General features: G+C 65.1%; 11 protein-coding genes and 1 tRNA gene. 11 read left to right on the plus strand and 1 reads right to left on the minus strand.

What is annotated here, in order from left to right; genetic code table 11:
• Positions 1-6: 6 nt before the first annotated feature.
• Entirely contained in the window at positions 7-1,011 is a 1,005-nt protein-coding gene (locus tag GTP44_RS09015; protein WP_161019166.1) for a DUF2804 domain-containing protein, read from the minus strand.
• A gap of 126 nt (positions 1,012-1,137) precedes the next feature.
• On the opposite strand from GTP44_RS09015, the gene GTP44_RS09020 reads away from it, so the two are divergent.
• The 11 genes from GTP44_RS09020 to GTP44_RS09070 all read left to right on the plus strand — a co-directional run bounded on the left by GTP44_RS09020 (position 1,138) and on the right by GTP44_RS09070 (position 15,396).
• Positions 1,138-3,759, plus strand: a complete 2,622-nt coding sequence (locus GTP44_RS09020) for a PAS domain-containing protein (RefSeq protein ID WP_161019167.1) — start codon at positions 1,138-1,140, stop codon at positions 3,757-3,759.
• 66 nt (positions 3,760-3,825) lie between these two features.
• On the plus strand, positions 3,826-5,052 hold the full coding sequence (locus GTP44_RS09025) for an exonuclease SbcCD subunit D C-terminal domain-containing protein (protein WP_161019168.1): 1,227 nt from the start codon (positions 3,826-3,828) through the stop codon (positions 5,050-5,052).
• Positions 5,049-8,894 carry an AAA family ATPase gene (locus GTP44_RS09030; RefSeq protein WP_161019169.1) on the plus strand — a complete coding sequence of 1,282 codons (3,846 nt, stop codon included), beginning with the start codon at positions 5,049-5,051 and terminating at the stop codon, positions 8,892-8,894. Before GTP44_RS09025 ends, GTP44_RS09030 begins: the two co-directional genes overlap by 4 nt.
• A gap of 42 nt (positions 8,895-8,936) precedes the next feature.
• Complete coding sequence (locus tag GTP44_RS09035; protein WP_161019170.1) at positions 8,937-9,443, plus strand: putative metalloprotease CJM1_0395 family protein; 507 nt, start codon at positions 8,937-8,939, stop codon at positions 9,441-9,443.
• Between the two features lie 43 nt (positions 9,444-9,486).
• Complete coding sequence (locus GTP44_RS09040) at positions 9,487-9,696, plus strand: hypothetical protein (protein ID WP_160992892.1); 210 nt, start codon at positions 9,487-9,489, stop codon at positions 9,694-9,696.
• Between the two features lie 76 nt (positions 9,697-9,772).
• A complete protein-coding gene (locus tag GTP44_RS09045) occupies positions 9,773-10,630 on the plus strand; it encodes a hypothetical protein (protein WP_161019171.1) in 858 nt (285 codons plus the stop codon).
• Positions 10,631-10,689: 59 nt separating this feature from the next.
• Entirely contained in the window at positions 10,690-11,856 is a 1,167-nt protein-coding gene (locus tag GTP44_RS09050; protein ID WP_161019172.1) for a methyltransferase, read from the plus strand.
• 70 nt (positions 11,857-11,926) lie between these two features.
• Positions 11,927-12,003, plus strand: a tRNA-Met gene (locus tag GTP44_RS09055).
• A 230-nt stretch (positions 12,004-12,233) separates the two neighbouring features.
• Positions 12,234-13,352, plus strand: a complete 1,119-nt coding sequence (locus GTP44_RS09060) for a sensor histidine kinase (protein WP_161019173.1) — start codon at positions 12,234-12,236, stop codon at positions 13,350-13,352.
• 75 nt (positions 13,353-13,427) lie between these two features.
• On the plus strand, positions 13,428-15,089 hold the full coding sequence (locus GTP44_RS09065) for an acid phosphatase (protein ID WP_161019174.1): 1,662 nt from the start codon (positions 13,428-13,430) through the stop codon (positions 15,087-15,089).
• Positions 15,090-15,171: 82 nt separating this feature from the next.
• The gene (locus GTP44_RS09070) at positions 15,172-15,396 is read left to right on the plus strand and encodes a hypothetical protein (protein WP_161019175.1); all 225 of its coding nucleotides are present in this window, start codon (positions 15,172-15,174) and stop codon (positions 15,394-15,396) included.
• Positions 15,397-15,475 lie beyond the last annotated feature (79 nt).

The raw sequence follows: 15,475 nt of genomic DNA on the forward strand, positions 1-15,475 counted from the left end.
GACAGGCTACCAGCGGGAGGAATGGTCTTCGGTCACGCCCATCAACTGCGAGACCATGCGTTTGGGTTGATCGGGCGCGGCGCGCACCCAGCCGCTGAAGGTGCCGACCGGCTGCAGGTAACGACTGGCCGCCAGCAGCATCTTGCGGTGGTCGCGGCGCGCGCCCTCGGGCGTGAAATACAGGTCCAGCATATCGTCTTCGGTGAAGATATGCCATGGCGACAGCGCGTCCTTTTTATCGTACAGGAAGTGCGCCGGGCCGAGCGCGATCAGGTCGCCGTCCAGCCACAGCGCGTTTTCGCGGTCGCCGAAGTAGCCGGCCTGCAGGTTGAAGCCCAGCTCCATATTGTGCGCCGAGGCCCAGCGCCACGCCGTGTTGCGCGCCAGCAGACCGTTGGAATAGTCGAAGCTGGCGACGCCGCCATCGAGCTTGAATTCATCGCGCCAGGTGCGCACCTCGCCGCGCAACGGCATGGCGGACGATTTCTGCGTCGCGTGCACCGAACCGTTGGCGACCGGGCCGCTGGCCAGCAGCAGCGGTGACGGTGACGGGCCGAAGCCGGCGTCCACCTCCAGATAGTCGCAACGCAGCGCCAGTTGGTAGCCGCCGGCGCCATCGGCGTCAAGGCGGATGTCGCAGGCGCGCGTTGTAAACCGGCTCGATCCGCCGGCGTGATCGGCCAGTGTGGCCGAGACCAGCGGCAGGCCATCCTCGGAAAAATTGGCCAGCATGTCGCCGTCCTTGCGATCGAAGGCGTAGGCGAAGGCGGTGCTGGTCCAGCCCAGATCGACGATGGCGACCGCGCAAAACACTTCCTCGGTGCACAGCGCGACGTAATGCCAGCGCTTGTGGTGGAAGCGCCGCCACAGCCGGCCGCGGGCGAACGGCGCGGCCAGCCGGCTCCAGTCGATGCCGCCGACCTGGCCGGCGTAGCGTCCAAACAGCGGTTGGCCATCGGCCGCCAGCAGGCTGGCGGGGGCGGCCGGCAGGCCTGATATCGGTTCGGTCATGGGCGCTATTCTAATCATGTTTTCAACATTGCCCGCGACAGAAGTGACGTTTTTTCGCATCGTTCACGCCAAAGGCGATATTTCCGTGCAGAATAACCTCAACCTCTCTCGCAACGCTAGACACCGATGCCCGACCTGCTCCGCCGCCTTTACCGCCGCCTCCTGCTGCCCGCCTTCGGCGCGGCGCTGCTGGCCCTGATGTGGGCCGCCGTCACCTATCAGGTGCGCCAGGAAAAGCGCACCGCCCGCCACGAGGCGGCGCTGCACAGCCAGTCGCTGGCGCGCACGCTGGCCGAACGCACCAACCAAATGCTGCGCCAGATCGATCATGCCACCCAACTGTTCAAGCTCAAATACGAGGAAAACGACGCCAGACTGCGCCTGTCGGAATTCACCCGCAAGCGCGGCCTGCTGGACTCGGTGCTGCCGTCCAGCCTCGATTTGCCGCTGGCGGTGCTGGACCGCGACGGCAACGTCATCGACAGCATGCACGGCTACTTCGCGCCCGACCTGAAACGCCAGCCGATCTTCCGCCAGCACGCCAACAGCAACGACGACACCGCGCTGGTGGCCACGCCGGTGGTCGACGGCCACACCAAGAAATGGCAGATCCAGATCTCGCGCCGGCTGAATCATCCCGACGGCAGCTTCGCCGGCGTGATCATGGTGATGATCGACCCGGCCAATTTCGTCGAGGACGCCGACCGCCTGAATGTCGATCCGGGCGGCGCGGTGATGCTGATCAGCGCCGAAAACGGCATGGCGGCGGCCCGCGTCGATGACCAGATGATCATCAGTGATGGCATCGATTTCAGCGTCGCCCAGCCGCCGGAGGAGTTCCTGCTCAAGCGCCGCTTCGACGCCATCGACCGCATTTACGGCTACGCCGAATTGCCGCGCTTCCTGCTGATGGCGGTGGTCGGCAATCCAAGCGCGTCGCAAATGGCGCGCTTCGAGCGCCGTCGCGATATGTACTACGCCGTCGCCACCGTGGCGTCGGCGCTGGTGCTGCTGTTCGTTTACCTGCTGATGCAGCAGGCGCAGCGGCTGCGCCGCAGCGCCAGCATGGTGATCGAGGCGCAATTGATGCTGCGCGCCGCCGCCAACGCCAGCCTGGACGCGGTCTATCTGTTCAAGGCCTGCCGCATGCGCGGCGCGCGGCGCGAAATCCTCGACTTCACCATCGCCGACCTGAATGAACGCGGCGCGCAGCTGATGGGCCAAAGCAGCGCCGCGCTCCAGGGCAAGCGGCTGCTGGAGGTGATGCCGGCGCTGCACGCCCAGGGCTTCGTCGAGAAATATCGCCATGTGCTGGAATCGCGCCAGCCGCTGGAAGAGGAATTCGAGGTCGACTTCCTGCCCGACAGCGAAGTGCGGTGGCTGCAGCACCAGATCGTGCCGATCACCGACGGCGTGGCCGTCAACGTGCGCGACATCACCTCGCGCAAGGCGATTGAACTGGCGGCCCGCCAGCACCAGGCCGAACTCACGGCGGTCAACGATGCCTCGCCACTGGGCTTGCTGCGCGCCGACGCCACCGGCCACTGCACCTACGTCAACCGCAGCTATGAACTGATCACCGGCCTGACGCGCGAGGAGGCGCTGGGCGACGCCTGGATGCGCGCCGTGCATCCGCAGGACCGCGCGGTGCTCAGGAAGGCACTGGCGCACATGGCGCACACCCGCTTGCCGTACCAGGACACGCTGCGCTGCGTGCATCCGGACGGCGCGATCATCTGGGTCTCGTTCAAGATCGCCGCCATGCTGGTGGACGGGAAGATTTACGGCTATGTCGGCACGGTGGACGACATCACCCATGTGCGCAAATCGGTGATGGCGCTGCGCGAAAGCGAGTCGCGCCTGCGCACCATCGCCGACACGCTGCCGGCCATGGTGGCCTACGTGGACGCGGAACTGGTCTACCGCTTCCACAATATCGCCTACGAGCGCGAGTTCAACCGCGACGATGCCACGGTGTTGGGCCGCAACCTCCGCGACACCATCAGCGAGGCGCGCTACGCCGCGCTGGAACCCTACGTGCGGCGCGCGCTGCAAGGCGAAACACTGACGTTCGAAGAGGACGACAACAGCGGCGCCGAGGAGCGCACCTATGAGGTGGTCTACATCCCGCAGCGCGATGAGGACGGCGTCAAGGTGATCGGCGTCCACGTCATGCGGCAGGACATCACTGAGCAAAAGCGCGAGCAGCTACGGCTGCTGCGCTTGTCGCAGGTCGACGCCCTGACCGGCCTGACCAACCGCGCCGGCTTCCTGCAAAAGCTGCAAGACGCGATGCTCGCCGCGCGCGCCAACAACCATCTGATGGCGGTGATGTACATGGATATCGACCGTTTCAAGCCGGTCAACGACACCTTCGGCCATGCCGTCGGCGACGCGCTGCTGAAGGCTTTCTCGGCGCGCCTGACGCACACCATGCGCGCCAGCGATACCATCGCCCGGCTTGGCGGCGACGAATTCACCATCATCATGGAGCGCATCCACCGGGTGGACGACGCGGCGGCGCTGGCGGCCAAGATCGTCGCCGCCATGCAGGCCGATTTCGACCTGGATGGCACGCTGGTGTCGATCTCGACCAGCATCGGCCTGACCTTCTACCGCAACGACGAGGTCAGCCCCGCCGAGTTGCTGAACCGCGCCGACATCCTGCTATACGAGGCCAAACAGGCCGGCCGCAACACCTTCCGCGCCGGCCAGATGCTGCACGCACCGGCGGTCAACCCGGCATAAATCAAACCGGAGCCCGGCCGCTTGCGCTATATTGGCGCTTTCCGGCTGTTTTGAACCCCTTTTTCCATGCGTTTGCTGCACACCTCCGACTGGCACCTCGGCCAATCCCTGCATAATTTCGAGCGTCATCACGAACACCAGTGCTTTCTGGACTGGCTGCTCGACGCCATTGTCGCCGAACAGGCCGACGCGCTGCTGATCGCCGGCGATATTTACGACAGCGCCAACCCGTCGGCGGCGTCGCAGAAGCAGTTGTATCGCTTCCTGCGCCAGGCGAAGGAGCGCGTGCCGCATCTGAACCTGATCATCATCGCCGGCAACCACGATTCGCCGGGACGGCTGGACGCCCCCGGCCCGCTGCTGGAAGCGCACGGCACGCGCGTGGTGGGCGCCGCGCAGCGCCAGGCCGATGGCGAGATTGATGTCGCGCCGCTGGTGCTGCCGCTGACCGGCCGTGGTGGCGAGGTGGAGGCGTGGTGCCTGGCCGTGCCATTCCTGCGTCCCGGCGACGTGCCGCGCGTGGCGCCCGAGGAGGGCGTCGATCCTTATCTGGCAGGTATCGCCCTGCTCTACCAGCAGGCGTTCGCGCTGGCGCAAAGCCAACGGCAGGACGGCCAGGCCATCGTCGCCATGGGACATTGCCACATGGTGGATGGCCAGATGTCCAGCGATTCCGAGCGCCGCATCGTCATCGGCGGCACCGAGATGCTGCCGGCGGGGATCTTCGATCCGGCCATTGCCTACGCGGCGCTGGGCCACCTGCATCTGGCGCAGCAGGTCGGCAAACAGGAACACATCCGCTACAGCGGCAGTCCGCTGCCGCTGTCGTTTGCCGAGGTCAATTACGCCCACCAGATTTTGCGCATCGATCTGGATGGCGCCGCCGTGCGCGAGATCGTCCCGGTGCCGGTGCCGCGCGCGGTCGAGCTGCTGCGGGTGCCGTCCAAACCGGCGCCGCTGACGCAGGTGCTGGAAGAACTGGCGGCGCTGGCACCACCGGAGGCACCGGCCGAGCAGCAGCCGTATCTGGAAGTGCGCGTGCTGCTGGAGCAGCCGGAGCCCGGCCTGCGCGCGCGCATCGAGGCGGCGCTGGACGGCAAACATGTGCGGCTGGCGAAAATCGAAACCTCGACCGCAGCCCGCACGTCCTCGATCGACAAGGAGGTGATGACGCTCGACCAGCTGGAAAAGCTCAAGCCCGACGACATCTTCAAACAGCTCTACGCGCAGCGCTTCGGCAATGAAGCGCCGGCCGATCAACTGAGCGCCTTCGCGGAGTTGATGCTGCCATGAGAATCCTGAAAATCAGCGGTAAGAACCTGGCCTCGCTGGCCGATGAATTCAGCGTCAATTTCGAGTCCGAGCCGCTGGCTTCCACCGGTCTGTTCGCCATCAGTGGTCCGACCGGCGCTGGCAAAAGCACGCTGCTGGACGCGCTGTGCCTGGCCCTGTACGACGCCACCCCGCGCCTGCTGCGCGTGGCCGGCCGCAACTACCTGGCCGACGTGGGCAGCGAAACCGTCTCCACGCAGGACCCGCGCACGCTGCTGCGCAGGGGTACCGCAGAAGGCTACGCCGAAGTCGATTTCGTCGGCAGTGACGGCGCCACCTATCGCGCGCGCTGGAGCGTGCGGCGCTCGCGCACCAAGGCGGAAGGCGCTTTGCAGCCGACCACCATGTCGCTCAAGCTGCTACCTTCGGAACAGCAGATCGGCGCCACCAAGACCGAGGTCAAAGCCGAAATCGAAAAGCGCATTGGCCTGTCGTTCGAACAGTTCACCCGTGCCGTGCTGCTGGCGCAGAACGAGTTCTCGGCCTTCCTCAAGGCCGAGGACAACGAGCGCGGCGAACTGCTGGAGACGCTGACCGGCAGCACCATCTATTCCGAAATCTCCATCCGCGCTTTCGAGCGCAACAAGCTGGAACAGGCCGCGCTGCAAAAACTTAACCTGCGGCTGGCGGACCAGAAACCGCTGACCGCCGACCAGCGCGCAGGGATCGAAGCGCAAAGCACGGACGCCGCCGTCGCGCTGCAAGCACTGGACCAGCAGAAGGCGACACTGGAACAGGAACTGCGCTGGCACCAGCAAGCCGACAAACTGGCGCAGGAAGAACACGCCGCGCAACAGGCCTGCGTGGCCGCGCAAACGGCGGTGGAAGAAGCCGCGCCACGCCATGCCGCCCTGTCGCGGATAGACGCGGTGCAGCCGGCGCGCCCGCTGGACGACGATATCCGCCGCATCGACGCCGACATCGCCGCCACGCAGAACGCCATTGCCGCCAGCACGCAGTATGCGCAACAGGCGGCGGACGCGCTCGCGCAAGCCAACGCCGCCCAGGCGCAAGCCGCCGCCAGTCAGCAGGAAGCCGAAGCCGCGCAACGCGCCGCCGCGCCGCAACTGGACCAGGCCAAAGCACTGGACGCCCGCATCGAAGCCATGCTGCCCGCCTGGCGTCAGGCATCCGCCGCCAGCGAGAAGGCCGACCAGGCCAACGCCGGCGCCAAAGCCGCGCTGCAAGCGCGCCAGAACGGGCACGCCCGTCTGGCGGCGCAGCAGCAGGCCGGCGCGACATGGCTGGAGCAGCACACCCAATGGAAGACGCTCGCCCAACAATGGGAGCGCTGGGACGTGCTGTTCGTGCAGGCCGGCCAGGCCGCCGCGCAGGCTGAGCGCCTGCACGGCGGCCTGGCGCGCGTTCAGCGCAACGCGCAATTGCACCGCGACGAGGAAGCCGACGCCAGCGCCAAGCTGGCCGGTGCGGCGCAAGCCCTGCAAACGCTGGACCTCCAGCGCCAGCAAGCGGCGCAGGAAATGGCCCTGTATCCGGTGGAACAGCTGCGCGAATCGCGCACCGGGTGGGAGCGGCATCGCGACCTGCTGACCAGCGCGGAAAAAATCTGGCTGGACCTCGAAGCCCGCCAGACCCGCCACGCGCAAATTGAAGCGCAATCGGCGCAGCTGCGCCAGACCATGGCCGCCGCCGAGGCGCAACTGGCCGCCGCGCAGCAGCAAGGCATCGCCATCATGGCCACCTTCTCGCAGGCCGAGCGCTCGCTCAAACTGGCGGAAGCCGCCACCGCCGCCAGCGTCGAATCGCTGCGCCAGACGCTGGAAGACGACACGCCCTGCCCGGTCTGTGGCGCGAAAGACCATCCATACCGCCACGCCGACGACAGCCTGCAAACCATGCTGCGCGAACTGCAAGGCGATGTGGCGCGCAGCCGCCAGCAGATGGAGGCCAACGTCAAGCATCAAGCAGCGCAAAGCGCCACCGCGCAAACCAGCGCCGATCAGTTGAACGTGCTGGCCGCCGAACAGCGTTCGGTGCAGCAGCACCTGGAGCGCGTGCGCGCCGCGTGGTCGGCGCATCCGCTGGTCGCCGGCAGCGAGCTGCCGCCGGAGGCCGAGCGCACCGCGTGGTTCACCGCGCAACTGCACGAGGCATACAACGCCCTGCAGATGGTCGAGCAGCAGGAGCGCGCCTTGCACGCCGCCCGCGTCGCGCGCGATCAAGCGCAAGCCGCCTACGAGCGCGCCGCCGCCGAGCATACGCGCCTGCAAACCGTGGCGGCCACCGCCAAGACCGCGCTGGCGCAAGCCAATACCGAATACAAAGGGCTGGAAGACCAGCGCATAGAAGTGGCGCTGGTGTTGAGCGGGCTGCTGTCCGATCTGGACGCGGCCTTCAGCGGCGGCGACATTCCAAGCGAAGAGTGGAAGGAAGACTGGAAATCCGGCCCGGCGCGGTTCTACGAAGCGCGTCAGGCCGAGAGCAAGCAATGGCTGGCGCAACGCGCCGGCTACGACCAGCGCGCCGCCGCGCTGGCCGGCTTTGAGGTCGAGCTGAAGGCGCTGGGCGACGCCTGGTACGTCACCAGCCAGCATGCCCTCGCCGCCCGCGAGACTTTCGCCGCCGCCGACGCCGCGCTCAAGGCCAGTCAGGAACAGCGCATGGCCATGTGGGGTGGCAAGGAAGTGCGCGATGTCGAAACCGCGCTGCAAGCGGCCATCGACGCCGCCAAGGCGCGCCACGCCGCCAGCCAGCAGGCCGCCCAACAAGCCACGCAGGCACGCACGCGGGCCGACGAAGCGCTGGTGCAGGCCAACCAGCGACTGACGGCGCTGCAAACCGCCGCCACCGCCGCCGCCGAACGCCTGGCCGCGTGGCTGGCCGCATTTCAGCAAAGCCAACCCGACGCCGGCCTGCGCGACCTGGAGCAACTGCGCGAGCTGCTCGCTGTTCCGGCCGACGACATCGCCGCCGAACGCAACGCCTTGCAGTCGCTGGCGCGCGTCGTCGATCAGGCCACCACAGTACTGCAGGAGCGCCGGCGCCAGCGCGAACAGCACCAGTTGAGCGCCCCACCTTCGCGGGCCACGACTGCACCAGCCGAGGAAAGCCAAGCCGCACCGGCCGATCTGTTGTCCGAAGCCGAGCCGCCGCCAGCGCCGGCCGAATCGCCGATCGACGCCGTGGTGGCGGCGCTCAACGCCCTGCAGGCCGAGCGCAAAACCGCCAGCGATCACGCCGCAGCCTTGCAGCTCACACTGGCGCAGGACGACGACAAGCGCCGCCGCTCGCACGCCATGCTGGCCGACATCGAGCAGCAGGAAGCCATCGCCCAGCGCTGGGCGCGGATGGACGACTTGATCGGCTCCGCCGACGGCAAACGCTTCCGCAACTACGCCCAGCAGTTCACGCTGGACGTCCTGCTGGGCTACGCCAACGCCCACCTCAACCACCTGTCGCGCCGCTACCAGCTGGAACGCATCCCGAACAACGCCGCGCCATCGCTCGCGCTGCTGGTGCGCGACCAGGACATGGGCGGCGAAATGCGCTCGGTGCACTCGCTATCCGGCGGCGAATCGTTCCTGGTGTCGCTGGCGCTGGCGCTGGGACTGGCCTCGCTGTCCTCCAACCGCGTGCGCGTTGAATCGCTGTTCATCGACGAAGGCTTCGGCAGCCTGGATGCCGACACCCTGCGCGTGGCCATGGACGCCCTCGATGGGCTACAGGCGATGGGCCGCAAAGTCGGCGTCATCTCCCACGTGCAGGAAATGACGGAGCGGATATCGGCCCGGATTCTGGTCCAGCCGGCGGCCGGCGGTCGCAGCACAATTAGCGTCATGTAAGCCGCGCCGGTGCTATGATTGGGTCTCCAGCGAGGCCACAACATGAGCATCGGCGCCATCCTACCGAGTTCCGCCAGTCTGTCTCCGGGGTACAGCGTGCCGCCGGTGTCTTCCTCTGCGCCGGCAGAAAAAGCCACGCCATCCGCTTCCGCCATCACCGAACTATCGCCCGAAGCGCAAGCCATGCTCCAACAGCTCAAGGCGCGCGACCTTGAAGTGCGCCAGCACGAACAGGCGCACCTGGCCGCCGCCGGTGGACTGGCGACCTCCGGGGCTTCCTACACCTATCAGCGCGGCCCGAATGGCGTGAACTACGCCATCGGCGGCGAGGTCAGTATCGACACCTCGCCCGGCGCAACGCCGGAGGAAACCGCCACGCGCGCGCGCACCATCCAGGCGGCGGCGCTGGCCCCGGCCGAACCGTCGGGTCCCGACCGCGCAGCGGCGGCGCAGGCGCAGCAAATGGAAATGCAGGCCCGCGCCGAAATGGCGAAGCGCGCCTACCAGAGCGGGCCCGCCAACCGCCCCGGCCTCGACCTCTTTGCGTGAATGATAAAATCCCGCCTTTGAATTTTTACGCAATCAGGCAATCATGTTAAAAGCACCACGCACCCTCACCTTCAAATGCGCAAAGTGCGCCAAAGCCGTGCAGGTCCGCCTGCAAAAGGTCTCGGCCTGCTCGCACATCCAGCCTTACGTTGGCGTTTGCACGTGTGGCGAAGTGCGTCACCACGCCATCGGGCAGAAAGACGCCGTGGCATCCTATCTGGCCGCGCCGGAAGGCTGGACCCACCACCACTAAATTGCACGCGGGCCCTCAAGTATTGAAATGATAGACCGTTAAAGAGTTGTAGAAGTATTATCGAACGGGATCCATCATGTCTATCATCTCCAATCTGGGCAACCGCCTGCCGTCGCTGTACACCGGCAGCCAGACCAACGACAGCAAGGCGACGGCTTTGCAAAAAACGCAAGCCGGTACGCCGGCCAAGGTCTCCGGCAACCCGCTAGACCTGAGCAGCCGCGTGGCCTCGGTCGGCAACGCCACGGTGGATTTCGCCCAGGACTTCGTCAACAGCTTCGCGCAGACGCTGTTCGGCGATAACGCCAAGGGCGCGGTGATCGACTTTGACTCCGCCAGCCTGGAAACCAGCTCCAGCTTCGCCGCCGGCGTGCAGCAGACGCGCAGCGGCGGCAACGTCACCAACGCGGCGGCCTTCAGCTTGACCGACAGCTCGCACTTCATCGGCAAAGGCACCATCACCACCGCCGACGGTCGCAAGTTCGATTTTGAAGTGGAAGTGCAGTACAACGCCGAACTGAGTGCGGCGGCCAGCCAGACCAGCAAGACCGACAACCTGCAGAAGCCGGATCAAGCCACCGATACCAAGGACCTGCCGGTGATGCAACTGCCGAATCTCGACTTCCCCGGCACGCTGGCGGACCTGTTCCAGCTGATCGGCCGCAACCTGCAAACCGCCCTCGCCAGCAACGGTCAAGGCGGCAGCAACAAGTCCGACGACAGCATCGACCGCGGCACGCTGCGCAATCTGTCCTTGCGCTTGCTGAATCTGGTCGACAGCAAGGACGCCAACACCTACAGCCAACCAACCGCCGCCGACAAGGCCAAGGCGGCAGCCGGCGTCACCGACGCCGAGCCGAAAGCGCCAGCGGCAGCCGACACCGACGCCGGCGCCGAAGCGGCCAAGCCAGCATCCGACAGCGCATCGGTATAATAGCGGCTCCGCGCCACGCAACTTCGCGTGGCGCCTCCCTATTTTACCGATCGCCCTCCATGCCCGAACAGACCTCCTCTCCGCTTCCACCGCACATTCACTGGGAGGAGAACGGCGAACAGCGCTCCGCGCGCTGGCGTTCCGAAGCCGGCATGCCGCCGCCGAAACGCGTCGTCATCGCCGACGACACCACCAACGCCGACACCGCGTATCGACTCGCCTGCGAAGGCACCGCGCTGCTGTGGCGCGGCGACTTCCAGAACGCCCGCCAATTGCTCCAGGCGCTGGCACGCCGCGCCGACCACAAAGGCAAGTCGGGCAAAAAAGCCAAAGCACCAAAAGTGCCGGCCTCGCCGACCGAAGCCTTCCATCTGCACCGTCAGGCGCAATCGCAGCGCGCCCGCACGCTGGCCATGTTGCTGATTCCTTTCGACGACGGCTACACCATTCCGCTGCGCCGCGCGCCGGACGTCAAGCTGGCCTGCAATGAAGCGTATGGCCGCTACGAAGCACCGTTCATCGCCTCGCTGCGCGAGCTGCTTGGGTTGATCGGCGCGCATGAATGGCGCCGCAGCGGCGTCGAGATTCCGGCGCTGGGCGCGCGCATCCACCCGCACTACGGCGTGTTCTCGCCGGTGCGCGGCGAATATGTGCAACTGGTGGCCGATGCGCAGCTGCCGGCAGGCGCCAATCTGGCGTTCGACATCGGCGTCGGCACCGGCGTGCTGTCGGCGGTGCTGGCCAAGCGCGGCATCGCCCGCGTGGTCGCCACCGACCAGGACCAACGCGCGCTGAGCTGCGCGCGCGAAAACCTGGCGCTACTGGGTCTCGACGGCAAAGTCGAGCTGCAAGTGACCGATCTGTTCCCCGAAGGCCGGGCGCCGCTGGTGGTCTGTAATCCGCCCTGGGTGCCGGCGCGGCCAAGCTCGCCGATCGAATACGCCGTGTACGATCCGGACAGCCGCATGCTACGCGGCTTCCTGGCCGGTCTGGCGTCACACCTGACGCCGGGCGGCGAAGGTTGGCTGATCCTGTCCGACCTGGCCGAGCACCTCGGCCTGCGTCCCCGCGAACAGCTGCTGGAATGGATCGCCGCCGCCGGCCTCAAAGTGCTGGACCGAACCGATGTCCGCCCGGTCCATCCGCGCGCCGCCGACGCCACCGATCCGCTGCACGCCGCCCGCGCCGCCGAGGTCACATCGCTGTGGAGATTGGGGGCAGCGTAAGTAGCTGAAAAACCGCCGAAAAGCAGGACTTGCGCATCGCGGCAAAGCTCTATATAATACATGCCTCAGACGCGGGGTGGAGCAGTCTGGCAGCTCGTCGGGCTCATAACCCGAAGGTCACAGGTTCAAATCCTGTCCCCGCAACCAGAATACGATAAGCCGTTGATTCTCTTGAAGAATCAACGGCTTTTTCAATTGCTGCGACGTTGCAAAACGTGCTGCTGAGCATTACATATGCGACGGGAATTGCCGATCTTCTCCATTCGAGAGGCATTCTGTGTATCATGAACAGCGACAGCGCTTAGTGGCCCTCGTCCTCGCCCGCTCTAGCACGTGCTCTCAATTATTTGGCATAGACATAGCAAAAGGGCATTCACATGCTGGCGTCAGATCAAAAATTAAATCAGAACGGGCTATCGGCAACCTCGAAGCAAGTGCTGTCCATGCGCGACGCTGTATTCGCGGAGTGGGAAGCCCAGGTACGCCTGCTGATCAAAGGCGCGCAGCACATTTTGCACCCTACCCTGCTCAATACGCTGCCTGTTTTTTACGACAATATTGCAGAAGCGTTGACTCCGAACCATCCGCGCACGGATGCCACCAGTAACACCGATATCGCGGCGGCCCATGGCGACGAGCGCGCGCGCATGACGTCCTACGAGCCGGAACAGATCGTCCACGAGTATCAGCTGTTCAGGGACGCTTTTTCCCGTGTCGCGGACGAACAAGGCGTTACCTTGAGCCGTGCCGAGTGGAGCATTGTCAACAGCTCGATCGACAACGCGGTGCGCGAATCGATCCGCAAGTTCACCGAGATGCACAAGTCGTTCCGGCACAAGATGGCGGCCGCCTTATCGCATGACATGCGCAGCCCTTTGTCCGTGGTGGTCACCGCCGCGCACATTCTCACCATCGGGACCACGCCTGAAAAAACCCCGGGCATCGCCAGGAAGATTCTGGATAACGGCAAACGGCTAGGCACAATGATCGAGGAGTTGCTGGACGCCCTGAGTTTTAATCGCGGCCCAAAATTGCCGCTGGAATTGTCGGAGTTTGACGTGCTGAAATTGGCCAACGCGGTTTGCAGCGACGCCAGCGTCAGCAATGATGCCGCATGCTCCGTCATCGGTAGTTCGCTCACCGGCTACTGGTGCCAGAACTCCTTGCGCCGCGCGCTGGAAAACCTGGTTATCAACGCCGGCAAGTATGGCGACGGCAACGGCGTGCAGATCAAGATTGATGAAGCACATGGCCGCATGCTGCTTTCAGTGCATAACTCCGGCAACCCTATCCCCTCCGACAACCACGAACATATTTTTGAATACCTGTGGCGCGATGGCGGCATCCGTGACAAAAACGGCTGGGGCATTGGCCTGCCGTTTGTGAAGAGCGTTGCGGAAAGCCATGGCGGCAGCGTGGCGGTGGATAGTTCTGCGGCGAGCGGCACGACCTTCCTGATCGATATCCCGATCGACTGCCGTCCCTTTGTCGTTTAAGCTTTAAGCTGCACCCATACCCAATCTCACGCAAAGCTGGCACAATCGGATTTTTCGTTTAGCCAGGAGGCCCGCGTGAAGGATCAAGAACCAGTAGCAGAACAACAAGCGCAAGATGCTCCCGCCAATCCTTCGCGTCGCCGCATCTTCCAGGCTGCGGGCGCCGCCGGCCTGGCGTCCACCCTGCCGGCTCTGGCAGACGCCGCGCCAGCGAAAGCCGTAGCCAAAGGCTCGCTCGACGATAAGCTCAAAGCCAATATCAAGAACGTGGTGGTGATCTATCTGGAGAACCGCAGCTTCAACAACCTGTTCGCCAATTTCCCCGGCACCGCCAGCCCGCTGTCGGCAGCGCCGACCGCCGCCTGCGCACAGCGCGACCGCGATGGTTCGGTGCTGCCGTCGCTGCCGAAAGTCTGGGGCGGCATGGTGCCCAACACCCAGGACATCGGCGGTAAAAAATACGCCATCAAGGAAGACGACATCAAGAACCTGCCGAACGGCCCGTTCAAGCTGGTGGACACCGAAGGCAAGCCGCTGCCGGAAGCCGTCATCACGCGCGACCTGTGGCACCTGTTCTATCAGAACCAGATGCAGATAAACGGCGGCAAGAACGATGGTTTCGCCGCCTGGGGCAACACCGGCGGCATGGTGATGGGCTATTACGGCGAGACCAATAAAAACCTCGGCCTGTGGAAAATCGCCGAACAGTACACGCTGTGCGATAACTTCTTCATGGCGGCTTTCGGCGGCTCCTACCTGAACCACCAGTTCCTGATCAGCGGCCGCGTGCCGGAATACTTCGACGCCAAGGACACCGCGGCCAAGAAGAAGATCGTCGTGCTGGACGACGGCCCCACCGGCTACCGCCTGTCCGTCACCAAGGATTCGCCGGCATCGGCGATGGACGGCCACCCGCAATTCGTCAACAACGGCGCCATCACGCCGGACGGCTACGCGGTCAACACCATGGCGCCGCCGTATCAGCCAAGCTATATCCGTCCGGCCTACGACGGCGATCCGCTGCACGCCGATCCGAAGGACGCCAGCACGCTGCCGCCGCAAACCTACGACACCATCGGCGATTTGCTGTCGCGCAAGAAGATCAGTTGGGCGTGGTACGGCGGCGCGTGGCAGGCGGCGCTGGACGCGCGTGGTGGCGGCGAAAAGCCAAACTTCCAGTATCACCACCAGCCGTTCAACTATTTCAAGCAGTTCGCGCCCGGCACCAAGGAGCGCGAGGAGCACTTGCGCGACGGCGGCCTGGGTGACAGCCCGATCTCCAACAAATTCATCGCCGACGCGCTGGCGGGCAAGCTGCCGGCCGTGACCTTCTACAAGCCGCAGGGCAATCTGAATCTGCACGCCGGCTACTCGGACATCGAATCGGGCGACGCCCACATCGCCAACGTCGTCGAGCACCTGAAGAAGTCGCCGCAGTTCAAGAACATGCTGGTGGTGATCACCTTCGACGAAAACGGCGGCTGGTGGGATCACGTGGCGCCGCCGAAGGGCGACCGCTGGGGGCCGGGCTCGCGCATTCCGGCCATCGTCATTTCGCCGTTCGCGAAAAAAGGCCATGTGGACCACAACTTCTACGACACCACGTCGATCATGCGCTTCATCACCCGTCTGCACGACCTGCCGCTGCTGGAAGGCCTGAAGAAGCGCAACGAAGCCTTCGCCGTCCGCCACGCCACGCCGCCGGGCGACCTGACGGGGACCCTGAGCTTCCGTTGAGATTGCGCTTTGTGTTAAACTGCGCGCAATCAAAGTAAGTTACCAAGCCCGACTGATACAGCCGGGCTTTTGTTTTTCCCCGATGAGAGATAAAAAAGATAACGCGACGTTCGATCTGCCCGGCTTTGCTCCCGCCGCGCCGCTCGAACCGGAAACCAAGCGCTCGCCGCCGCCGCGCGCGCGCCGCGCCTCGCTCAAGCAGGAGCAACTGGAACTGCTGGAGCCGACCGACACCACCGGTCTGCCGCTCTGGGTCCGCGACGAGAATCTCGACCTTACCGGTTTGCCGGTATGGAAGCGTGACTGATACGGCACACGCGCTGTACACCTCACAAACACCGCCCGCACAGTGGGCCAGGCGACTGTTAGCCTGTTAGACTGTGCCC

This window comes from Duganella lactea (assembly GCF_009857505.1).
Classification (GTDB): Bacteria; Pseudomonadota; Gammaproteobacteria; order Burkholderiales; family Burkholderiaceae_D; genus Rugamonas; species Rugamonas lactea.